The organism is Pseudomonas borbori (genome assembly GCF_900115555.1).
GTDB classification, from domain to species: Bacteria; Pseudomonadota; Gammaproteobacteria; order Pseudomonadales; family Pseudomonadaceae; genus Aquipseudomonas; species Aquipseudomonas borbori.
Window position 1 is genome coordinate 1 of sequence record NZ_FOWX01000003.1, and the last position, 22,437, is coordinate 22,437.

Annotated in this window: 23 protein-coding genes, 1 tRNA gene and 1 pseudogene; 8 read left to right on the plus strand and 17 right to left on the minus strand. The window is 59.1% G+C overall.

What is annotated here, in order from left to right; translation table 11 throughout:
* Positions 1-283 (plus strand): annotated as a pseudogene (locus BM315_RS02560) (IS3 family transposase); the annotation flags it as partial.
* Between the two features lie 1,035 nt (positions 284-1,318).
* A complete protein-coding gene (locus BM315_RS02565; RefSeq protein ID WP_090497521.1) occupies positions 1,319-1,612 on the plus strand; it encodes a hypothetical protein in 294 nt (97 codons plus the stop codon).
* Positions 1,613-1,622: 10 nt separating this feature from the next.
* On the opposite strand, the gene BM315_RS24905 is transcribed toward BM315_RS02565, so the two are convergent.
* The 6 genes from BM315_RS24905 to BM315_RS24205 all read right to left on the minus strand — a co-directional run bounded on the left by BM315_RS24905 (position 1,623) and on the right by BM315_RS24205 (position 6,467).
* Positions 1,623-2,192 (minus strand): metallophosphoesterase, encoded by a 570-nt coding sequence (locus BM315_RS24905; protein ID WP_090497523.1) that lies wholly within the window; start codon positions 2,190-2,192, stop codon positions 1,623-1,625.
* Positions 2,193-2,242: 50 nt separating this feature from the next.
* Positions 2,243-2,680: a hypothetical protein gene (locus BM315_RS02575; protein WP_090497525.1), complete on the minus strand. Its 438-nt coding sequence runs from the start codon at positions 2,678-2,680 to the stop codon at positions 2,243-2,245.
* 360 nt (positions 2,681-3,040) lie between these two features.
* Positions 3,041-3,469 carry a DUF6957 family protein gene (locus tag BM315_RS02585; RefSeq protein ID WP_090497529.1) on the minus strand — a complete coding sequence of 143 codons (429 nt, stop codon included), beginning with the start codon at positions 3,467-3,469 and terminating at the stop codon, positions 3,041-3,043.
* Positions 3,469-3,873 carry a DUF6957 family protein gene (locus BM315_RS02590; protein ID WP_090497532.1) on the minus strand — a complete coding sequence of 135 codons (405 nt, stop codon included), beginning with the start codon at positions 3,871-3,873 and terminating at the stop codon, positions 3,469-3,471. The genes BM315_RS02585 and BM315_RS02590 overlap by 1 nt, the downstream gene beginning before the upstream one ends.
* A 243-nt stretch (positions 3,874-4,116) precedes the next feature.
* Positions 4,117-4,608 carry a hypothetical protein gene (locus tag BM315_RS24200; RefSeq protein ID WP_141123916.1) on the minus strand — a complete coding sequence of 164 codons (492 nt, stop codon included), beginning with the start codon at positions 4,606-4,608 and terminating at the stop codon, positions 4,117-4,119.
* Between the two features lie 884 nt (positions 4,609-5,492).
* Complete coding sequence (locus BM315_RS24205; RefSeq protein ID WP_141123917.1) at positions 5,493-6,467, minus strand: AcrVA2 family anti-CRISPR protein; 975 nt, start codon at positions 6,465-6,467, stop codon at positions 5,493-5,495.
* A gap of 244 nt (positions 6,468-6,711) precedes the next feature.
* Between BM315_RS24205 and BM315_RS02605 the strand changes: the two genes are divergently transcribed.
* The 3 genes from BM315_RS02605 (at position 6,712) to BM315_RS02615 (ending at position 9,390) form a co-directional block, all read left to right on the plus strand.
* Positions 6,712-7,764, plus strand: a complete 1,053-nt coding sequence (locus BM315_RS02605; protein WP_141123918.1) for a helix-turn-helix domain-containing protein — start codon at positions 6,712-6,714, stop codon at positions 7,762-7,764.
* Between the two features lie 70 nt (positions 7,765-7,834).
* Positions 7,835-8,092, plus strand: a complete 258-nt coding sequence (gene xisR, locus BM315_RS02610) for an excisionase family protein (protein WP_090497535.1) — start codon at positions 7,835-7,837, stop codon at positions 8,090-8,092.
* 2 nt (positions 8,093-8,094) lie between these two features.
* Positions 8,095-9,390, plus strand: coding sequence for an Arm DNA-binding domain-containing protein (locus tag BM315_RS02615; RefSeq protein WP_170862149.1), 1,296 nt, complete (start codon positions 8,095-8,097; stop codon positions 9,388-9,390).
* A 120-nt stretch (positions 9,391-9,510) separates the two neighbouring features.
* On the opposite strand, the gene BM315_RS02620 is transcribed toward BM315_RS02615, so the two are convergent.
* The 4 genes from BM315_RS02620 to dapA form a co-directional block, all read right to left on the minus strand.
* A tRNA-Ser gene (locus BM315_RS02620) sits at positions 9,511-9,600 on the minus strand.
* Between the two features lie 320 nt (positions 9,601-9,920).
* On the minus strand, positions 9,921-10,790 hold the full coding sequence (locus tag BM315_RS02625) for a phosphoribosylaminoimidazolesuccinocarboxamide synthase (RefSeq protein ID WP_090497539.1): 870 nt from the start codon (positions 10,788-10,790) through the stop codon (positions 9,921-9,923).
* An 84-nt stretch (positions 10,791-10,874) separates the two neighbouring features.
* Entirely contained in the window at positions 10,875-11,981 is a 1,107-nt protein-coding gene (gene bamC / locus BM315_RS02630) for an outer membrane protein assembly factor BamC (RefSeq protein WP_090497541.1), read from the minus strand.
* 17 nt (positions 11,982-11,998) lie between these two features.
* Positions 11,999-12,877, minus strand: a complete 879-nt coding sequence (dapA, locus tag BM315_RS02635; RefSeq protein WP_090497543.1) for a 4-hydroxy-tetrahydrodipicolinate synthase — start codon at positions 12,875-12,877, stop codon at positions 11,999-12,001.
* 215 nt (positions 12,878-13,092) lie between these two features.
* On the opposite strand from dapA, the gene BM315_RS02640 reads away from it, so the two are divergent.
* Together BM315_RS02640 and BM315_RS02645 are read left to right on the plus strand one after the other, a co-directional pair.
* Positions 13,093-13,650 carry a glycine cleavage system transcriptional repressor gene (locus BM315_RS02640; RefSeq protein ID WP_090497545.1) on the plus strand — a complete coding sequence of 186 codons (558 nt, stop codon included), beginning with the start codon at positions 13,093-13,095 and terminating at the stop codon, positions 13,648-13,650.
* Positions 13,651-13,659: 9 nt separating this feature from the next.
* On the plus strand, positions 13,660-14,133 hold the full coding sequence (locus tag BM315_RS02645; protein WP_090497547.1) for a peroxiredoxin: 474 nt from the start codon (positions 13,660-13,662) through the stop codon (positions 14,131-14,133).
* A gap of 110 nt (positions 14,134-14,243) precedes the next feature.
* Here the strand turns inward: BM315_RS02645 and BM315_RS02650 are convergent, their stop codons facing one another.
* Positions 14,244-15,311 carry an AI-2E family transporter gene (locus BM315_RS02650; protein ID WP_090497548.1) on the minus strand — a complete coding sequence of 356 codons (1,068 nt, stop codon included), beginning with the start codon at positions 15,309-15,311 and terminating at the stop codon, positions 14,244-14,246.
* Between the two features lie 40 nt (positions 15,312-15,351).
* A complete protein-coding gene (locus BM315_RS02655; protein WP_090497550.1) occupies positions 15,352-15,603 on the minus strand; it encodes a sulfurtransferase TusA family protein in 252 nt (83 codons plus the stop codon).
* A 107-nt stretch (positions 15,604-15,710) separates the two neighbouring features.
* On the opposite strand from BM315_RS02655, the gene BM315_RS02660 reads away from it, so the two are divergent.
* The gene (locus BM315_RS02660; RefSeq protein ID WP_090497552.1) at positions 15,711-17,144 is read left to right on the plus strand and encodes a M48 family metalloprotease; all 1,434 of its coding nucleotides are present in this window, start codon (positions 15,711-15,713) and stop codon (positions 17,142-17,144) included.
* Between the two features lie 70 nt (positions 17,145-17,214).
* Here BM315_RS02660 and nadA read toward each other — a convergent pair whose 3' ends face one another.
* From nadA to BM315_RS02685, 5 genes are all read right to left on the minus strand, one after another.
* Positions 17,215-18,273, minus strand: a complete 1,059-nt coding sequence (gene nadA / locus BM315_RS02665; protein ID WP_090497554.1) for a quinolinate synthase NadA — start codon at positions 18,271-18,273, stop codon at positions 17,215-17,217.
* 258 nt (positions 18,274-18,531) lie between these two features.
* Complete coding sequence (gene pcaD, locus BM315_RS02670; RefSeq protein WP_090497556.1) at positions 18,532-19,320, minus strand: 3-oxoadipate enol-lactonase; 789 nt, start codon at positions 19,318-19,320, stop codon at positions 18,532-18,534.
* A gap of 157 nt (positions 19,321-19,477) precedes the next feature.
* Complete coding sequence (gene pcaF / locus BM315_RS02675) at positions 19,478-20,683, minus strand: 3-oxoadipyl-CoA thiolase (protein WP_090497558.1); 1,206 nt, start codon at positions 20,681-20,683, stop codon at positions 19,478-19,480.
* Positions 20,680-21,462, minus strand: a complete 783-nt coding sequence (locus tag BM315_RS02680; protein WP_090497560.1) for a CoA-transferase subunit beta — start codon at positions 21,460-21,462, stop codon at positions 20,680-20,682. Before BM315_RS02680 ends, pcaF begins: the two co-directional genes overlap by 4 nt.
* Positions 21,462-22,319, minus strand: coding sequence for a CoA transferase subunit A (locus tag BM315_RS02685; protein ID WP_090497562.1), 858 nt, complete (start codon positions 22,317-22,319; stop codon positions 21,462-21,464). Before BM315_RS02685 ends, BM315_RS02680 begins: the two co-directional genes overlap by 1 nt.
* Positions 22,320-22,437: the final 118 nt, after the last annotated feature.

Below are 22,437 nucleotides of genomic sequence, written 5' to 3' on the forward strand. Positions count from 1 at the left end.
GCAGGACGGCTTTGCCGACCTGAATGAAGCCAGGGGCTGGGTCAGGGACTTCATGCGCTGGTACAACCATGAGCACCGCCATAGCCGTATCCGCTTCGTCTCACCGGCCGAGCGCCATCGCGGCGAGGATCATCAGGTGTTGGCGCGCCGGCATGCGCTGTATCAGCAAGCCCGTGCCCGTCACCCGAGGCGCTGGTCAGGTAACACGCGCAACTGGGAGCCCATCGGGGCCGTCATGCTCAACCCGGAACGGGAGCAATCCGCGCTGGAAGAGGCGGCATAAAAAACACGGTCGACGCGACAACTACCTTGAAAAACGCCGGTTGTTTCCGCCAGTGCCTGCCGCTCCCTCCGCGCAACGACCCACTCCCGACTGGACTCGGGTACATGCCGAGTGTTGTGCCGGCCGGATAAGCGTTGACTGGGTGGCCGGGTGGCGTGGAATGCGCACGGTGCTAACCAATCCAACTCAGCCGCGCAGTCGCCCCCATCCATGTTGCGCGTCAGGGGGACGCTTCGGGCAACAATTATCACGTGATAATTACTTCGGATAATTGAATTTTCATCAATAAATTGCCTACGAGGATTGATTCGACGGGGGTTGCGCCGCCCCCGTGGCAGTTATTGTCGGCTGTCGCGACCATTACAAGCCAATGCCAACGCTCGCGCATGACAGATCCCAAAATGCATAACTACCACATACGAGCATGTGACGCAGAGCGATCCGAAAGGTACTCATCTGCATGTCCGGGTTTAGTCATGGACGACCGGCGCTCCTCAGAGTGAAGGCCGACCTTTCTATTCAAGGCAGTTTGCAAGAAGCACATGACTGACATTAGCCGTACCTCAAATCACGTGAATTAGCCCTCTGTAAACTCGTCGAGCCGCCTCTCAACTGCTCAAAAATAGACCGCATCTAGCCGTGTAGCTGCTACATAGATGGCCCAGAAGCCGCAAACAACCCAAGCCAATTTGGATGAAACCGACCAGGATTGAGCTAACCAAGAGTTACTAAAGCGCTACCGCTCGCCCCCCAGAACTGAAATATTGCCAGCAGGACTAAAAATCAACGAAACCCACGCAGTACTTAGCCTACAGGCTATTTCTTCCAGATTGACAACCTGCCAAAGTTGACTGCTCGTCGTATTTTAAATTTTATTTAGTTGAAAAAATAATTCGACGGATCTCTATATTTGAGAACAAACAAAAGCAGGTGATTACCTGGTTGGAAAATTTTCGGTGTGGATGCTATGAAGCTCGCAAAAATCCTAGAGCATTATTTCCTCGGTACCAAAGCCTTGAGACAGGAGTGATCAAAATGAAGATAGGCCAGCTAATTGAGCTGCTGGGGCAATACCCAGATGACATGGATGTCCTCGTCGAAGGCTACGAAAATGGATACGACCCGATTCACTCGCTATCCATCAAAAAACTGGCCGGGGTTCAAAATGCCGAAGAGTATGACGGGCTCTTCGATACCCCGGACAACCTTGAGTTGCATACGCCAGGCAAGAACCTAACAGGGTTACGGGCCATGGCGCGGAGGAGCGGCGGCGAGCGCTTTGACTGTGTTGTCATTACAGGCCTTCGCGGCCATCTGCGCCCTGATTAGCCGTAGTCGCTCAACTTACACCAAGCGCCTTAAACGCCGCATCCACCGGATCGCTGTAGAAGCCAGTCTGAAACTTGGCAAACGGCTCACCGGGCACAGTGGGGATGTCCGTCACACTGGCCATGGGCAGGAGGATGCGTTTCGCACCGGCATCGAAAGCAACCTGCATGCACTCAGCAAGGTTCTCGAACGGCTCGGTACGGATTTTGCGAAAGTCATTCATGGTCGTGCGCGCATGCCATGCCGCAAGATGGGCATTGCCGGTGCAGGCATAGTCAGTCCACATCGTGCACCCGAGGAATCGCACATCGCCGACTAGCACCTCATCTCGATCCAGCACGCGCACGCGCTCGTCCGCCATCGAGCGCATCTTCAGCAGCGTTCGGATCAAGTGGCCCCCATAGAACTCATGGTTGCCGGGCACATAGAGCACATGCCCTCGGAAAGCCTGACGGGCCCAATCAACGCCACGGGCTTTGACATCGATGTCGCCGGCCAGGATGACGACATCGGCGTCCTCGACCTGCGGCGCATAAACACTGAATTCAAGATGCAGATCCGACAGCAAATGAATACGCATAAATAGACTCGAAAAGACGTGACAAGGGACTACAGATTCATCAAACCCGGTCAGGGCCGCGGGTAAATCAGGCGAACGACCGAAGTGCTATCCAAACTGAGCGCACCCTCATCGCCACAGCTGAAAACCTCGCCGCTTACGGTGGTGTAGATCCAGTGGTGATGGTTGTCCTTCGCTCGCGCACTATGCAGCGACGCCAGGCGCTCCATTGACCAACCATCGCGCCCCGTCATCTGGGGCGGCAGCATGACCTGCACATCCAGGGAAACAGCTTGTCCTTTCGCCAGTTCAATCAGGTACTCGAACATCTCGACATCACCTGGCATGACCTGCTGTTTGGACTCCTCCCCGCCAGAAATCGTGGTGATCACCACATGAAACCAGGGTAATGACAGATCCATTTCGACCATCTTGCTGTAGACATAATTCGATGCAGAATCAATGACCTCTTCATCGCTGAGAAGCATGCCTCGGTGCGTCTTAAACATGAAAACCTTCCAGTCAGGGATATGGGCTGCATTGCAAAATGAACATTGAGCATCGGCGCCGGATCAGCGAGGCCCAACCGCTAGGACTCGTCCCAATACTCGTCACGGGCGACCAGGCCGAAATGTAGATCGCCTGATTGGGCGTCACCAAATAACCGACTGATCCGGCGCTCCTGGCGCAGAAAGGCCAGCGCCTTGAAAAAGCAGGACTCACACACCCTCACTCGATAGCGCTCACCGTCATGCTGAGAGCCATACCCCCAGTGGGCATGCAGCATGCCGAACTGCTCGCCAAAGCCAGGTACTCGTGTACTGCAATCGCAAACATCGCAACGCACATCCGCCTGGCGTGGATCAGGTTCAGTCATTGAAGTCCTCGGAGTGCACAAGCTTCAGCAGCGTTTGAAAATCAATATTCGTGCGCAATCCATCTCCCAGCAGCACATAACAGCTGTCTACTGCATGAAATAAACACCCCTCTGTGAAATCCAGCAGCAGGCCTGATCGCACCCACTCGCCAAAATTCAAGAGCCTATTTGTGCGATACAACACGTCGCGGGTGATTAGGACTGCCGGTTGCAAGCCCTCAGCTTGCAAGTGCTTTTGTTCAACGTCAGGTATGCCGGTGACATCAGCCCAGAGCCAGTCTTCGACGATGAACCCCATCTCTATGCCAGACTGAATACTGGTATCGAGATGTGCATGTGCTTTAGACCACGACAACGCAATGCCCGGCATTGGCACAGCCGTCTCGTACAGTCGTTCGCGGATCAACTCAATTTCACTCATCACTGAAGCCCCATTACGGTTGAAAGATCAGCACGCTTGCGAACACCATCGCCAACCAGGACATAAAGGCTGTTGCGAGTACGGAAAAAGCAGCCCTCGGTGAAGGTCACGAGCGGGCTCGTACGCACCCAGTCGCCCACATCAAACCGCCGGTTGCTGTCGAACAACACGCTGTGCGAATACATCACCACGGGCTGTTGACCTGCCGCTTGGAGTTGCTCACGCTCCTGATCGGTAAGGATCAAATCGATCCAAATCCAATCACGAACAATGCAATATGGCACCCAGCAACTGTGGTCACTCAACAACACCCGGTCACGTGCCTGCTCCCACGACATTTCAATGCCTGGTATGACTTCTCCTGGCCCTTGTAACAGGCTGTGGATGTTCTCCAACTCGCTCATCACTCCCCCCAACAACTTATGTATATCGACTTGGCCTTGAATTTAAGGTGCAAATTTCCTGTCCTGGATAACCTGTCCCAAGACTGTTTAATGACTGTCCCAACGAAAATACGCACTGACGATTCGCCAGTAATAGCTAAACTATTGAATGTGCGGTGTATAGTTAATAACCCTACACCACTGACCCAGTGACAGCGCCAGGTTCAATAGGAAGAGAGCCAGGCTCGCCGTGCAGCGATAATATTAGTTATACATCGCCATCAGCTTGCCAGGCCCGACCCACACCTTATTCTTAAACTGCACAGGTATCTCAGCCAGCAAATCCGTGCCATGCTGGCCAATAAAGGCGGTGGAAACCAGAAGCTCGAATGGATAGTCACCGCCGAATGGCTCAATGCTTAACGGCACGTCAGCGCGGAAGGAACGTGAAAGATCGCGTAGGCGTTGAATAAACTGCTGCTGCATGACACCGCATGCTACAAGCCCAGGAAACTCATGCTCTTTGTCTGGTGAGACCCAGAATGCGCGTGGAAGGCCATCATCTTCTGTGACCCCAAGAATAGAGAATCCCATGAGACGCGACACACAAAAGAAAACGCGCGCACATGAAATTAGCGGTAAGCCTTCATGAGTGATGTGCACACTTGCGGCATAAAGGATCTCAGAGTCATAGAGTTCATCCATAGGCTCAAGGGGGCCAATCGTAACAGCAAGGTTAGACGAGATAACACTCATGCAAGCAACCACTCAACAATTAAGTTGCAGTGAGAATAGCAGCCAAACAGGCACTCGCGTCAAGCCCTTACATAACTTTATTTTATGCTGTCAATATATATGTATTAATATATCGCGGCTGCCTCTACGCACACTTTCAGCCGAAACAACCTCAACAAAAGCACTTTTCTTCATGATGATTTACATGTATGAGAGCGCTTACCAATAAAAGTATATTTCAAGCACAATCACTGACCTAAAAGCATGTGATTGGGTCAGATATACGGATAACTGCGATACATTGCTTTGGGCGAAACCAACCCAGCTTTCGGGCATAACCCCTGGCCCGAATAGCACAATGCACAGCCCCTCTATCACGTGATAACGATGCTTGGGCCAAAATGCTGAGTGGCACTCCATGGTCACCATGGCTGATCACTCAAATTCGCTGAAGGTGCGTTCCCATGATAAAACTTGGCCTGGGCGGCAACACGCACACCCCCCGTCATCACGAGATAACTCCTGCTACGTGCATCACCCTCCTACCCCTTATCACTTGATAACCCTTGCCCCGAGCATAGCCACGCAACAACCCCGTTATCACGTGATAATCCCTGATATGCGAATCACACTCCCACAACTGTTTTCAGGTGTCATAAGAAGTCATCGAGTATTCGATACATATCACTTATGTGAGAGGTGGATATGATTGCCAGACGATAGACACAAGCTGACGACAGAAACTAATGAATATTAATATCGATAGCACAGGAAGCGCGTGGCGTATGCCAGAAAATACAGCAACCTGACACAATACGAGCTGGCGGAAAAAGCCAGCGTCGCACAGTCAAGTCTTGCCACACTAGAGTCAGAACGTTGAAATCAGGGGCGAAGAACTCCACTGACTAGACCTCAAGCACCTCAGATACCGGTCTACCTTCGACAACAAGAGGAGGGATCCAGCGATAAATGAACTTCCGCTCACCTGAGCGAGGCCCTTTCCAGAAACCATGCCAGTGCGCCCGTCTTAAGTGAGTTTTGACTGTTCTGCCACTCGCCAGAGACTCTGTACTTCTCAACTTAGCCCCTAACGTATTTCCGACATGGAAAACTCTTGGTTTTTCTGGCGTGAACAGATAGCTACCCTTCTTACCTTCGCGAAAAAGTGACTCTCTGTATGCTATTTTTGGCATTAGCATTGGGTCAACGTCAGGCTCCGAAGAGCATAAATACAATACAATTGAGATCAATGACCTCAACTCTTGAAAATTCTGCCGCACTGATTCCTCTGTGACGTTATAATTAGATGATTTAATTTTTTCATACATAAGAGCCATTGCCTTACGCATCAGTTCTTCAATTGATTTGACGCCAACCTCAATACAGAACGGTAACAATCCTCTGTCGCTATTGAGAACGAACCATAGATATTGGTTATTACTTGTATAGTCCCAATCAAGACTTGCCCAAAACCCATTAATAGGCGTTCCCGCCCATGGCAACCCCGGTGATTCAACATAGATACTCCACTCGGGCATCCGTTGAAAAAGCTCTGAAGGTAACTCTTCAGCAATATCGGTTTCTGTTAGAGCAGAGAGCAAACTAGCATCCAACCTGTAGATGCCTTTTGAATATCTCCAGGCGCTAATCACCGATAAAAACCCGCCCTCCTCGAAAAAGTCAAAGTCGCTAGACTCCGGACTTGAATTTTGTCTCCAAACTAAGGCTGCCCATAATGATGAAGGTAGAAAACACCAACTAGGCCAATCGGGCATATCTTTAAGGCCTTTATTCTCAATACAAAACCTTGCCCATGAAGACATTGTAGGATAGGTATTCATGACATCTTTAAGGTGCCGCATCGGGCTCACATTACCCATGGCTCACCTCCGAACCCAGCGCGAACGCCAACCAAGATTGCGCCGCTTCCTTGCCACTCCCCCGCACACGCCAGTGTTCAGCACTCAATCTTCTCATCGCCTTCTACTCCTTATCAGCCATTAAAAAACAGCAACTGCTGTTACACGCCAATATCACTAACCTTTTTGCAATTGTCAACAGCATTTATTGACAAGGCTATTATTGATGAGTAGGATCGAGCTAACTGAATGAGGAACGACGCTGATGAAGGCTTTCGACACAAACACCCTTGGCGGACGAATTGCCGCAGCGCGCAGGGCTCGCAAGCTGACCCAAGCCGACCTCGCGAAGCTGGCAGGGATTAACCAATCGAGCGTTGCACTTCTGGAGAGCGGGTCGTCCAAGACCTCCCACAACGCCGTAGAGCTCGCACAAGCACTTCAGGTATCTGTCGAGTGGCTTCTCAATGGAGAAGCCTCAACACTCTCTTCCGATGAAAGCGACTCAAAAGCCCATGACGAAAGGGATGAAGGCATCGCACTGACCACGCAAAAATCGCTGGACAGCTTTGCTGAACGACTCACATTTCTGCGCGAACAGAACCAGCTCACGCAGGCTCAACTGGCTGCCAAATCAGGCCTTTCTCAAGCCACTATTGGTAACCTTGAGACGGGACGCAACAAGGGCACCAAGAAGATCCTTGAACTGGCGAAGGCGCTACATATCACCCCTGAGTGGCTGATCCAGGGTGGCAACCTCTATGAGGCGAAAGGGGCTTTTCTTCGAAAAGACATGGGGGTCTTGTCCCGTGAAGAACATAACTCCCAGGTAATGAGAGACTTTGCCAGCCGCGCCATAATCATGCCTGAAGTGAAAGATGAGCCTGCTCCCCATACGCATACGCCCTCTCCCACCCCATCACGAATACTGCCCATCATCACTTGGGTTAATGAAGCACTGAGCACTCCGAACGAAGCCCACCGAAGCCATGAAACCGAAGGCTGGTTCTTGAGTCCCTTTGACCACAGCCCTGAGGCCTTTTGGATGAAGATCAGTTTCGATGTAATGGAGCCTGCTTACCTTCATAACGACCTGATCCTGGTTGATCCAACAGTCTCCCCCCAAAACAATGACGATGTGGTGATTCGGGACGCCAGAGGCATCGCTGGTTTTGGCCGTCTGCGCCAGACGCTGAGTGAACTCTACCTTGAGACATTAAACCCGAAGTACCCCGACAGGATGCACCGTCTAGATGAGAGCGTGCTGATCGTCGGTACCGTCACCGGCCTAATCAGACAGCGTCGTGCCATGGCTTAGCCGTGGCACCCTTTTTTTGCCCACCACAACAGCAATTGCAATTATTATTGGTAAAACCAGAGGAAGAGCAATGACAGCAGCAGCGAAACAATTCACCGACAACGACACCATTCCACCACCAAGCATTAAGCAGCAGTTCGCCATTGTCCCCGCTAAATGGGTCAGGCAAGAGCTGCTCTTCCCTGTCTTTGGCATCAGCACGGAGGCTGCTCGCAAGTACCGGGGAAGCGGCCAATGGCATGAGGGCAAGCATTGGGATCGAGACCCGGCAAATCGCGTCATCTACAACCGCGAAGCCATCGAGAAATGGATGTCAGGAGCACTGTAACCATGAAAATGCCCAAAGGTGTTGAGATCCACAACGGCAGAGTCCGCATCGGCTTCACGCTCAACGGCGAACGCTGTCGTGAAGTGATGCGTGACATGCCGGTCAATGAGAAAACTATCGCCTATGCCAAGAGCGTTCGCGAGCTGGTGGTCGACGAGATTAAGCGTGGCGTCTTTGACTACCAGCGCCGATTCCCTGACTCCGCAAAGGTGACTCAGGCTGGCGAGACTGATCAGGCGAAAAGTCCTCTTCCTGCACAACCTAAGGTGGCTATAGCAGCCGTTAAATCGTTAGAGCCCGCCTCCCCCACCATGACAGTCAAAGAGGGCGTGATGCTCTGGCTACGCGTGGCAAAGAGCGGAACGGCCTCGACGACTTACCTCAACTACAAATGCAAAGCAGGCCATGTAATTCGTCACCTTGGCGATAGGCCCATCGACAAGGTGACGATTCAAGATCTCAGGTTGTTTCGCAATCATCTAGTGAAGCCTGAGAACGGTAAGAAAGGGCTTTCGCCGAAGACGGTCAACGACGTGCTAACCATTGCTCGCGGGGTCTGGGCTGACGCAAAAGCAAACGAACTAATTTCGAGCGATCACATGAAGAGCATCCACAACCACAAAGTGAAATACAAAAGCCTGGCAGATCCTTTCACCCGTGAAGAGATCAAACGGATTGAGCAGGCAGACCCTCGGCGGCTTCGTGAAGCCCGTGTGGTGGTCATGAACTGCTGGATGGGCCTCTCACGCTCAGAATTGATGGCACTGGCCCGAGAGGACGTGGATCTCGATAACAAGCTAATCCATGTACGCCGCGCCTACGTGGATGGCATCTACCGTATCCCCAAGGAGGAAAAACGTGAGCGCTTTGTTGAGTTGATCAAACCAGCGGCTGCGCTGATGAAACTCGTCCTAGAAGACACAGCCGCCTGTAAGCCACAGCACATTGATGTCACCCAGCGCGACAACCTTACCAGCGAGCCGGAGCATGTCACCTTTCTGTTCAGGGACTGGGCGACGGAAAATGCCTGGCACCCTGACCACCTGGATGAATGGTTCAAGGAGCACTTGGTCAAGTCTAAGGTGAGCCATCGGGGCATCAACCAATGCCGCCATACTTATGCGAGCCAGGCCCTATCAAGCCACGTCACGCTGGAGTGGTTGGCTAAGCAACTGGGTCACGCCGACACGACTATGATTAAGAAACACTATGCAAAGCTGATCCCGGCTGACACCAAACGGATGGGTCACCATGTGTCTGAGCTGATGGGATTTGGGGAGGATTGGGGCGGGGTATAGCGGTCTGGAAGGACTGGATTTTGCCCCCATTTGCCCCCAATTTTGCCCCCAAGCGTTTTTTCACTTTCTCAAAGACAAGAAAAAGCCCCGTAACTCATTGAATTACGGGGCTTTTTAGTATGGCGGGAAGATAGGGATTTGAACCCTAGGTACCATCGCTGATACAACGGATTTCGAATCCGTCCCGTTCGGCCACTCCGGCATCTTCCCGTGGCGGCGCGCATGATAGCAGTACAAACGCGTTTGGCGAAGCCCAATCGGTAGATTTTTTCGCATGCTTTCAGATGCTTGCGCGGGCGGCTTGGGTGCGCATGCACTGCAAGCGCCCCGCTCGCTTCGACTGAGGCGGATGTTTGGATAAAGCACCGAGGCGTGGGCAAGACGCCGCATCGGCGGCGTTCGCTATCGAGGAGCAAAGGCTTCGCGGGCATGGGACTGGGCGTCGCCCCCGCTCCTACCCCCAGCCGTTTGCTGCGCCCCTCAAGCAAAAGAGGCGCCTGAGCGCCTCTACTGTGCCGCTCAGCGGTCGATCAGGCGGTCAGCTTGATCAGGGCTTCGCGATATTTGTCAGCGGTTTTCTGCGCGACCTCGGCCGGTACGGCCGGGGCTGGCGGCTCCTTGTTCCAGCCGGTGGATTCCAGCCAGTCGCGTACGAACTGCTTGTCGAAGCTCGGCGGGTTCTTGCCCTCGACGTAGCTGTCGGCTGGCCAGAAGCGGCTGGAATCGGGGGTCAGCACTTCGTCCATCAGGGTCAGGGTGCCGTTTTCGTCCAGGCCGAATTCGAACTTGGTGTCGGCGATGATGATGCCGCGGGTGGCGGCGTATTCGACGGCGGCGCTGTACAGGGCGATGGCGGTGTCACGCACCTGGGCGGCCAGTTCGGCACCGATGATGGCTTCGCACTGCTCGAAGGAGATGTTCTCGTCGTGGTCGCCGACGGCGGCCTTGGTCGAGGGGGTGAAGATCGGCTGTGGCAGCTTGGAGGCTTCCTGCAACCCGGCGGGCAGCTGGATGCCACAGACGCTGCCGCTGTTCTGGTATTCCTTCCAGCCGGAGCCGACGATGTAGCCGCGCACTATGGCTTCCACGGCAACCGGCTTGAGGCGTTTGGCGACCACGGCGCGGCCTTCCACCAGCGGCAGTTCGGCGGCCGGCACCACATCCTCGACCTGGTCGCCGGTGAAGTGGTTGGGCACCAGGTGCGCCAGTTTGGCGAACCAGAAGTTGGAAATCGCGGTGAGGATCTTGCCCTTGTCCGGGATCGGCTCGGCGAGGATCACGTCGAAGGCCGAGAGACGGTCGGTGGCGACCATCAGCATGCGCTTGTCGTCGATTTCGTAGAGGTCGCGGACTTTGCCCGAGTAGATTTTCTTCAGGCTCAGGGTCGCAGGAGTGGTCATATCGGGATTTCCGCCTTTAGCAAACGAAACAGGCGAAACCCGCCGGGTTTCGCCTATTGGTATCACGGCTGTGCATACAGCCGATTAGCCGAGATTTTCCTGGATCAGGCCGAGGATGCGCCGTGCCACATCGGCCGGGGCAATGGTATTCAGGTCTTTTTCCACGGTGACCTGGACGCTGTCGCCCACCGGTGTCAGGCGCACCTGGTAACGCTCGGCGCGCGCCTCGATTTCTTCCTTGTCCGGCTTGCCACCGAACAGGCCGGCGAAGAAGCCCGGCTCTTCGTCCTTGTTCTGCGCGCCTTCGGCCAGGTTGATGTAGTACACACCTAGGCTGCGGTTGAGGTCGTCGATGCGCACATCGGCCATTTCCAGGGAGCGACCGACACCAGACCAGGCACGATCGAAATCGGCACCGAGATTCAATACCGGGTTGCCGTTGCCGTCTTCCGACAGGCTGACGCGGCTCGGCGCATCGAAGTCGCGGGCGGCCAGCAGCGATACGGAACCGCCCTGCTCGGCACTGCGCGCCAGGCTCACGAGCATGGCGTCGAGCAGCGCGGCATCCAGGCTGGAGTTGGCGCTGCGCGTAGTGAAAGCGACCTCGGCCGTGCTGCCCGCAGCACGCTCGGCGCTGACCACGAAGATCTCGCTGGTATTGCGCTGCACGCCCGGCTCGATACGCACGCGCACGCGGGTTTCGCTATCCGCCGTCACGCCCGACAGGCTACGCGCCACGGACGCGGGCAACGCGTCGAAACGCTGCCAATCGGTGCTGAACTCACCCGTTTGCGGACGCTCGTCGACAACGCGAAAACCGTTGTCATCGAAGAATTGACGGGCAATCGGCCAGACTTCGGCGGGCACGCGCTGGGCGACCAGCCAACGCGATTCGCCGCTTTTCTGCAGGCTGAACTCGCTGGCATCGGCACGCACGGCCAGCGCCTGCGGACGCGGAACTTCGTATTCACCCTCGACCGTGCTGCTGGCAACCTGCTGCGGCACCGGCAACAAGGGGTCGAGGCGTTTGGCCTCGACGTTCGCCGGCAGCTGCATGGGCGCGGTTTGCCGAGCGTCGAGGTAATCGCTGCCGCGATCGCGGAAATAGCCGTCTTCACCATAGATCCAGCCACAACCGCTGGCGCTGGAGATGATCAGAGCAAGTGCGGAGAGTCCGCCCAGTCGCTTCATGCGTAGTATTTCCTCGATTAAACCAATACACCGGTCTGGCGCAGGGCCTGACGCAGCGGTTCATGACAACGCGGGCTGAGCCAGGTCAGCGGCAGGCGGATACCATCCGGCATCATGCCCATTTCATGCAGGGCGAACTTCACCGGAATCGGGTTGGACTCGATAAACAGCGCCTGGTGCAGCGGCATCAGACGATCGTTGATGGCCCGCGCGGTAACGGCGTCGCCAGCCATGGCGGCGGCGCACATTTCGGCCATGGCGCGCGGCGCGACGTTGGCGGTCACCGAGATATTGCCCTTGCCGCCAATCAGCATGAGTTCGACGGCGGTAGCGTCATCGCCGGAATACACCAGGAAATCCTTGCTCACCCGATCCAGGACTTCCTGACCGCGCTGCAGGTCGCCGGTGGCTTCCTTGATGCCGATAATGTTGGCGATCTTCGACAGGCGTTCGACCGTTTCCGGCAGCATGTCGCACACGGTGCGACCCGGCACGTTGTAGAGAATCTGCGGAATGGCCACCGACTCGGCGATGTGCCGGAAGTGCAGGTACAGACCTTCCTGGGTCGGCTTGTTGTAATAGGGCGTGACCAGCAGACAGGCATCGGCGCCCACATCCTTGGCCGCGCGCGTCAGTTCGACCGACTCGCGCGTGGAGTTGCCGCCCGTACCGGCGATCACCGGGATGCGTCCGGCGACCTGATCGACCACCCGTCGGATCACTTCGATATGTTCGGACACTTCCAACGTGGCCGACTCGCCGGTGGTCCCGACCGCGACGATGGCGTTGGTGCCCTCTTGCAGGTGGAAATCCACCAGTTTGCTCAGGCTGTCCCAATCGAGACCACCTTGAGCATCCATGGGCGTGACCAGTGCCACCATACTGCCCGCAATCATGCAACCGCTCCTGCCGGAAAAAGAGAGCGGTAATGGTACTGGCGCCACCCACCTTGTACAAGCGAAGGAAAAGGCCGATTGGCAAGCGCAGTAACTGTATAAGCGACCCGCTATTCCTTTCATCGAGCATTCCCCTGAGCGGCGCTTTTCGCTACCCTTCCGGCTTTGCTCGGTACCCGTTGTGGGCCGGGCGTTCATCGCTCTAGGAATGCTGCATGTCCACCCCCCCAGTTCGCGAACAATTCCTCGTCATCAGTGCACTCGGCCCCAATGCCATGGAGCTGACCAATGTGCTGTGCCGCACCAGCAATGAAAATCGCTGCGCCGTGATCAGCACCCGCCTGAGCCGCCATGGCGAGTTCAGCGCCCTGGTGCTGCAGGTCTCCGGCAGTTGGGACGCCCTGGCGCGCCTGGAGTCGAGCCTGCCGGCCCTGGCCAAGAAGCACGGTTTTACGGTCAACGTGACGCGCAGTGCGGCGGCGGAAAATCGCCCCCAGGCCCTGCCGTACGTGGCATACGTCAGTTCGGCGTACCGTCCGGACATCCTCAATGAGCTGTGTCAGTTTTTCATCGATCACAACGTCGAACTGGAAAGCCTGACCTGCGATACCTACCTGGCTCCGCAGACCGGCGGCACCATGCTCAATGCGACCCTGACCGTAACGCTGCCGGCGGGCACCCAGATCAGCTGGCTGCGTGATCAGTTCCTCGACTTCTCCGATGCCCTGAACCTCGATGCCCTGATCGAGCCCTGGCGCCCACAGAACCCGTAAGGAAACCCCATGGCCGTAGCACTCGACTCCCCGGTCGCCGATTTCCAGGCCCAGGCCACCAGTGGTCAGCAGGTTCAGCTGTCGGCCCTGCAAGGCCAGCAGTTGGTGATCTACTTCTATCCGAAAGACAGCACCCCGGGCTGCACCACCGAAGGCCAGGGCTTTCGCGATCACTACCCGGCCTTCCAGGCCGCCAACACCCTGGTCTTCGGCGTATCGCGGGACAGCCTCAAGTCCCACGAGAACTTCAAGTGCAAGCAGGAGTTCCCCTTCGAGCTGATCTCGGACAAGGATGAAGCGCTCTGCCAGCTGTTCGACGTGATCAAGCTGAAGAAGCTCTACGGCAAGGAATACCTGGGCGTCGACCGCAGCACCTTCCTGCTCGACAAACACGGCGTGCTACGCAAGGAATGGCGCGGGGTGAAAGTGCCGGGCCATGTCGAGGCCGTGTTGGCCGCGGCGCAGGATCTGCACAACGCCTGAAGCTGTACCGACGAAAAGGCCGCTTGCCGGGACTTCCCGCAAGCGGCCTTTTTTGTCTGGGCCTGACCCCGTTATCGCCCGACTGCGACCATCAACCAGGCAGCTTGTCCTTACTCGCCCTGCAACGCCAACTCCCGGCGCGGCCAGGCGTTGAGCACGGCCTTGAACAAGGTGGCCAGGGGAATGGCGAAGAACACCCCCCAGAAGCCCCACAGACCACCGAACAGCAAGACCGCGCAGATGATCGCCACCGGGTGCAGGTTGACTGCCTCGGAGAACAGCAGCGGCACCAGCACGTTGCCATCCAGCGCCTGGATCACCCCATAGACCACCATCAAATAGAGAAACTGATCGCCAAAGCCCCACTGGAACAGGCCGATCAGCGCCACCGGCACCGTCACCACCACCGCGCCGATGTAGGGCACCACCACCGACAGCCCCACCAGCAACGCCAGCAGCGCCGCATAGTTGAGCCCCAGCGCGGCGAAGGCGATGTAGGTGACCACGCCGCAGATGATGATCTCGATGAACTTGCCGCGAATGTAGTTGGCGATCTGCTGGTTCATTTCCTGGGCCACCTGGGTGATCAGGGCGCGCTCGCGCGGCAGGTAGCCGCGAAACCAGGCGCCGATCACCTCTCGATCCTTGAGAAAGAAAAACACCAGGATCGGCACCAGCACCAGGTAGATCATGATACTGACCAGCAGCGGCAGGCTGGACAGGGAGAACGACAGCGCCCACTGGCCGAACTTGCCGGCCTCGCCGCTGATCGCCTCGGTCAACTGCAACACCTGGGCATCGCTGATCAGGTTCGGGTAACGCTCCGGCAACAGCAGGAACAGCGCCTGCCATTCCCCGAGCATGCGCGGCAGCTCGTTGAACAGGGTGCTCAGCTGGCGCCACAGCAGCGGCATCAGCACCAGCAGGAACAAGCCGAGCGCACTCATGAACAGCAGGAACACCAGCGACACCGCCACTATCTGCGGCAGGTGCAAACGCTCCAGGGCATTGACCAGCCCCTGCATGAGAAACGCCAGCACCAATCCGGCCAGCACCGGCGCCAGCATGCCGCCTAGGGTCAGAACGGCGGCAAAACCGAGCACCAACAGCACCGCCAGGACCACCGCCTGCTCATCGGAGAAGTAGCGGTGCATCCAGTCGCGCAACACCTTAATCATCAACATTCCCTAGATCGAAACAGCCCACGCAGGACGCGTATCAGGCTTTACGCAACCAATAGCGGTACACACCCGCCTCTTCCTCTTCACGCAACAAGCCATGCCCGGCAAGAGTGGCGAAGGCCCGAAAATCCCGTTGCGAGCCGGCATCAGTGGCAATCACCTTGAGCACCGCCCCGCTTGCCAGGCGATTCAACTCCAGCTTGGCCTTGAGCAACGGCAGCGGACAATTCAGACCACTGGCATCCAGCTCGGCGTCGCAGGCACCATTCCACTCCCGTACATCGTTCATTCGAGCCCTCCTAAAACAGCGCCAAGGATACCCAAGACCGTACAACCCTGGCCAGGTGAACGCTTGCCCGGCTACAGTAACGCCTTTGTTCGCCAAGAGTTCTGTGCATGAATGTTCTGCGCCCTATTCTGTTGACGCTCGCCTGCCTGGCCGCCCAACCTGGCCTGGCCAGCGATCTACCGTCACTCGGCGATGCCAGCTCCTCGATCGTCTCGCCGCAGCAGGAACATCAACTGGGCCGCGCCTGGCTGAGCCTGCTGCGTGGCCAGATCAGCCAGCTGTCGGACCCTCAGCTCAAGGATTTCGTCGAGAGCAGCGTCTATCGCCTGGGCGAAACCAGCGAGTTGCAGGATCGACGCCTGGAGTTCGTCCTGCTCGACAGCCCGCAAATCAACGCCTTCGCCGCGCCCGGCGGGATCATCGGGGTCAACGGCGGCCTGTTTCTCTACGCCCAGACCGAAGCCGAATACGCCTCGGTAATGGCCCACGAACTCGCCCACCTGTCGCAACGCCACTTCGCCCGCGGCTTGGAAGCCCAACAGCGCATGCAACTGCCGATGATGGCCGCCATGCTCGCCGGGATCGTGGCCGCGGCGGCGGGTGCCGGCGACGTCGGCATGGCCGCCATCGCCTCGACCCAGGCAGCGGCCATCCAGAAGCAACGGCGCTTCTCCCGGCAGAACGAGCAGGAGGCCGATCGCATCGGCCTGGTCAATCTGGAGAAGGCCGGCTACGACCCCCGCGCCATGCCGAGCATGTTCGAGCGCCTGATGCGCCAATACCGCTACGACCGCAAGCCGCCGGAATTCCTCCTGACTCACCCGGTCTCCGAATCGCGCATCGCCGACACGCGCAACCGCGCCGAACAAGCCAAGGCCGGCGGCGCAATCGACAGCGTGCGCTATCAGCTGATGCGCGCCCGCGTGCAGCTGATCTACGAAGACACCCCGGGCCTGGCGGCCAAGCGTTTTCGCGCCATGCTCGACGAGAACCCCAAGCTGCAAGCAGCCCGCTACGGCCTGGCCCTGGCGCAGATCAAGAGTGGCCAATACCCGCAGGCCGGCGAGAACCTGCAATCCTTGCTGCAGTCGGCACCCGAGGATATCGCCTACAACCTGGCCCAGATCGAACTGGACATCGCCGCCAGTCGCCTGCCGCAAGCACAGAGCCGCATCGAACGGCTCATGCGCGACTACCCGAACAACTACCCACTGAACCAGGTCCGCATCGACCTGCTGATGAAGCAGGGGCTTACCTGGGATGCCGAGCGCGCCCTCGACGAGTTGCTGAAGAAGCGCAGCAAAGACCCGGACATCTGGTATCAGGTCGCCGAGGTGCGCGGCCTCAGCGGCAACACCATCGGCCTGCACCAGGCCCGTGCGGAGTTCTTCGCCCTGGTCGGCGACTACGATCAGGCCATCGAACAACTCGACTTCGCCAAACGCCGCGCCACCAACAACTTCCAGTTGGCCTCACGCATCGACGCGCGGCAACGCGAGCTGCTGGAGGACCAGCGCATCATCGAGCAGATGTTGCGCTAAGTCCGCAGAATGGTTCGATTGCCGTAGCCCAACCAGGCTGCGCGGGGTTCGGCGAATGGCCGGGGCCGGCTCAGGCGTTGCCCGACAGCTTGAGCCGCGCCGCCTGGGTGAAATCCAGCATGCGCTTGAGCGGCTTGATCGCCTTGGGGATCAGCGCGGGGTCGACGAAGATCTCGTTGCTGCCTTCGCGCAGGCTCTGCAGGGTGCGTTGCAGGGTGTTCATCGCCATCCACGGGCAGTGCGCGCAGCTGCGGCACGCGGCGCCGTTACCGGCGGTCGGCGCCTCGATGAATTCCTTGTCCGGGCACAGCTGCTGCATCTTGTAGAAGATGCCGCGGTCGGTGGCAACGATAAAGGTCTTGTTCGGCAGGCGCTGGGCCGCCGCGATCAGCTGGCTGGTCGAGCCGACCGCATCGGCCAGGTCGATCACCGCCGTCGGCGACTCCGGGTGCACCAGCACCGCGGCGTCCGGGTACAGGGCCTTCATGTCCTCGAGTTGCTTGGCCTTGAACTCCTCGTGGACGATGCAGGCGCCGTCCCACAGCAGCATGTCGGCACCGGTCTTGTTCTGGATGTAACGCCCCAGGTGCTGGTCCGGCGCCCAGATGATGCTTTCGCCGTTGTCCATCAGGTGCTCGACGATCTCCACCGCGCAACTGGAGGTCACCACCCAGTCGGCCCGCGCCTTCACCGCCGCCGAGGTATTGGCGTAGACCACCACGGTGCGCTGCGGGTGCTGGTCGCAGAACGCGGCGAACTCCTCCACCGGACAGCCCAGATCCAGCGAGCAGGTCGCTTCCAGGGTCGGCATCAGCACGCGTTTTTCCGGGTTGAGGATCTTCGCCGTCTCGCCCATGAACCTGACCCCGGCCACCAGCACGGTCTGCGCCGGGTGCTGATTGCCGAAGCGGGCCATTTCCAGGGAATCGGACACGCAACCGCCGGTTTCTTCGGCCAGAGCCTGCAGCACCGGGTCGCAGTAATAATGGGCAACCAACACCGCATTCTGCTTTTTCAGCTCGGCGGCAATCTCGGCGCGGTAGAAGGCTTCCTGCTCGGGTGTCAGCGGCTTGGGCTGCTTGGCGTCCAGATGGGCCTGGACCAACAGGCGTTCGGAAATCTGCGTCATGTCATCAGGCTCTGTACAGGTCTATCAGCGGGGGATTCGAGTATACCCGTCAGATTGACTACAGGAGAGCAGATTGGACAGGCATACGGGGAGGAAAGCGCGCTGCAACAAAGAAAATCCTGCGCCCCTAGAGCCGCAGGATTTTCATAATAGTTTGATCTTAAAAGACTTTGCAAATACGCCCACAGGCGTTGCCCGGGTATGCGCAGCGAACACCCAGCACAGACCGCGGGCGAATCGCAGGATGCGTCCAGGCAGTCACTGCCGAAGAAAATCCACTACCGCCCGGGTGAATACCGCGCCGGCCTCGACATTGGACAGGTGCGCGGCATGCAGTTCGAGCAGCTGCGCGCCGGCGATGTGCTGCTGCAGGAAGCGGCCATCGGCCGGGGTGGTGACCGGGTCGGCAGCGCCGCAAACGATCAGCGTCGGCAGCTCGATGGCAGCCAGTTGCTGGCGAAAATCGGCATCGCGTACCGCCGCGCAGTTGCCGGCATAGCCCTGGGCCGAGGTGGCCGCCAGCATCGCGGTGATGCGGTTGGCCTGTTCGGCCTCGGCCGCGGCGAACGCGGGGGTGAACCAGCGGGCAATGGACGCATCGCGCAAGTCGCGCATCGCCTGCTGGCCACCTCGCAACACGCTGTCGATGCGGCTGTTCCACACCTCGTCGTTGGCAATCTTGGCTGCGGTGTTGCACAGCACCAGCTTGTCCAGGCGCGCGCCGGCATTGATGCCCAGCCACTGGCCGATCAGGCCGCCCATGGACAGACCACAGAACGATGCCTGGCGGATATCCAGGTGATCGAGCAGGGCCAGTACATCGCGGCCCAGTTGCTCGATGCTGTAGAAACCCGCACTGACCTGCGACTGGCCGTGGCCGCGGGTGTCGTAGCGCAGCACCCGGAAATGCTCGGTAAAAGCCGGCATCTGGGTGTCCCACATGCCCAGGTCGGTGCCCAGGGAATTGCTCAGCAGCAGCACCGGCGCATCGGCCGGGCCTTCGAGTTGGTAATTCAGGTCGCCAGCGGCGAGGTGGACAACAGGCACGGAAAAACTCCTTCAAATGAATGGAACTCAATGTGCGCCCGAGGGGGCATAGCGTTGGCGATCAAGACCGCTGCCACGAGTGCAATAGTGCAGGTCGGTTCGGGTCCAGACAACGAGGTCAGTCTTGGTGCGCACGGCGCACCCTACGAATCAGGACTCAGACCCGCTCGATCGCCAGCGCCAGGCCCTGGCCGACGCCGACGCACATGGTCGCCAGGCCGCGCTTGCCGCCGCTCTTCTCCAGTTGGTGCAGGGCGGTCAGGACCAGGCGCGCGCCGCTCATGCCCAGCGGGTGGCCGAGGGCGATGGCGCCGCCGTTGGGGTTGACCTGGGGCGCGTCGTCGGCCAGGCCGAGGTCGCGGGTCACCGCCAGGCCCTGGGCGGCGAAGGCTTCGTTGAGTTCGATCACGTCGAAATCGCCGACCTGCAGATCCAGGCGCTCGCACAGCTTGCGCACCGCCGGCACCGGGCCGTAGCCCATGATCCGCGGCGCCACCCCGGCGCTGGCCATGCCCAGCACCCGCGCGCGCGGGGTCAGGCCGTGTTTGCGCACCGCCTCGGCAGAGGCCAGAATCAGCGCCGCGGCGCCGTCGTTGACCCCCGAGGCGTTGCCAGCGGTGACGGTCTTGTCCGCGCCGTTGACCGGCTTCAATTTGCTCAGGGCTTCCAGAGTGGTATCCGGACGCAGGTGCTCGTCCTGATCGATCACGCTGTCGCCCTTCCTGCCCTTGATCACTACCGGAACGATTTCCTCGGCGAAGAAACCCGCGGCCTGGGCGGCAGCGGCGCGCTGCTGGCTGCGCAGGGCGAAGGCGTCCTGATCGGCGCGGCTGATCTTGAACTCATCGGCGACGTTGTCGGCGGTCTGCGGCATGGCGTCGACGCCGTACTCAGCCTTCATCAGCGGGTTGACGAAACGCCAGCCGATGGTGGTGTCCTCGATCTTCTGGGTGCGCCCGTAAGCCGTGTCGGCCTTGCCCATCACATAGGGCGCACGCGACATCGACTCGACGCCGCCGGCGATCGCCAGCTCCATCTCGCCGCTGGCGATGGCGCGAAAGGCCGTGCCGACCGCGTCCATACCCGAAGCGCAGAGGCGGTTGAGGGTCACCCCCGGCACCGAATCCGGCAGGCCGGCCAGCAGCAGGGCCATACGCGCCACATTGCGGTTGTCTTCGCCGGCCTGGTTGGCGCAGCCCATGAACACTTCATCGACCTGGCTCAGGTCGAGTTGCGGGTTGCGCGCGATCAGCGCCTTGAGCGGCACCGCCGCCAGGTCGTCGGCGCGCACCGGGGCCAAACCGCCGCCGAAGCGGCCGATAGGCGTGCGCACGGCATCGCAGATATAGACGTCACGGCTCATTCTTCACCCCCGGTCTGGCCATGGGCCGCGGCGGTGCGCGCTTCCAGTTCGCGCAGGGCGGTCAGTTCCAGCTCGGTCGGCGCGGCGGTTTCGCCCAGGTCGTCGGCGAAGCGGATCTGCCAGCCGGTGGCTTCGATCACCTGCTCGCGGCTTACCCCCGGATGTAGTGCGGTGACGATGAATTCGTTGCTGCCGGCTTCCGGCTCCATGATGCACAGGTCGGTGATGATGCCGACCGGACCGGCGCCGGGCAGGCCGAGCTGCTTACGGTGGTCGCCGCCCTCGCCGTGGCCGACCGAGGTGATGAAGGCCAGCTTGTCGACGAAGGTGCGGTGGCTCTGCTTGAGGATGATCAGCACCTGCTTGGCGCTGCCGGCGATCTCCGGGGCGCCACCGGCGCCGGGCAGGCGCACCTTGGGCGCATGATAATCGCCGATCACCGTGGTGTTGATGTTGCCGTACTTGTCGACCTGGGCCGCGCCGAGGAAGCCGACGTCGATGCGCCCGCCCTGCAGCCAGTAGCGGAAGATCTCGCCGGTCGGCACCACTGTGTCGGCGGTCTCGGCCAGTTCGCCGTCACCGATCGACAGCGGCAGCACACTCGGCTTGGCGCCGATCGGGCCGGATTCGTAGATCAGCACCACGTCCGGCGAGGAGGTCAGGCGCGCCAGGTTGGCGGCCTTGGACGGCAGGCCGATACCGACGAAGCACACCGCGCCATTGCGCAGGCGGCGGGCGGCGGCCACGGTCATCATTTCATTGGTGCTGTAGGCGCTCATTATTTGGCCTCCTGCTGGGCGGCCAGTTTGGCCTGGAACTCGGTAAAGTCGGCGGTGCCGCGGATGTATTCGTCGATCCAGGCGCTGAAGGTCTCGCGGTCGCGGGCGATCGGGTCCCAGGCCTGGTAGAAGCGGTTGTCGCGCTCGGAGTAGCCGAGGGCGTAGGACGGATGGGCGCCGCCGGGCACGTGGCAGACCGCGGTCAGCGCCCAGCTCGGCAGCACGCAGGCGTTCATCGGCGCATCCAGATCGTCGACGATTTCTTCCACGGTGACGATGCAGCGCTTGGCCGCCAGGGCCGCCTCCTTCTGCACGCCGAGGATGCCCCAGAGCAGCACGTTGCCCTTGCGGTCGGCCTTCTGCGCATGGATCACGGTGACGTCCGGGCGCACGCTCGGCACGGCGGCCAGCTTCTCGCCGGTGAACGGACAGTCGATGAACTTGATTCGCGGGTTGACCTTGACCAGGTCCGAACCCTGATAACCGCGCAGCACGGCGAACGGCAGATTCGACGCCCCGGCGACGTAGGCGTTGGCCATGGCGGCGTGGCTGTGCTCCTCGATTTCCAGCGGCTGCGGCCAGCCCTTCTCCACCGCGTCGCGCAGGCGATGCAGGGAGCCGACGCCAGGGTTGCCGCCCCAGGAGAACACCAGCTTCTTCGCGCAACCGGCGCCGATCAGCAGGTCATAGACCAGGTCGGGGGTCATGCGGATCAGGGTCAGCTCGCGCTTGTTCTGGCGGATGATCTCGTGGGACGCCGCGGTCGGGATCAGGTGGGTGAAGCCTTCGAGGGCGATGCTGTCGCCGTCGTTGACGAAGCGCTGTACGGCTTCGGCAAGGGAAATGAGTTCGGCCATCGGTGCTGCTCTCACTGGTTGGACAGTGCCACCGGGTCAGGGTGGCGGGTGAGTCAACAGTAAGCCCGGTGGCGCGGCCAAACAATCCGATAATCGACTTACTGTTCGATAATCGAAC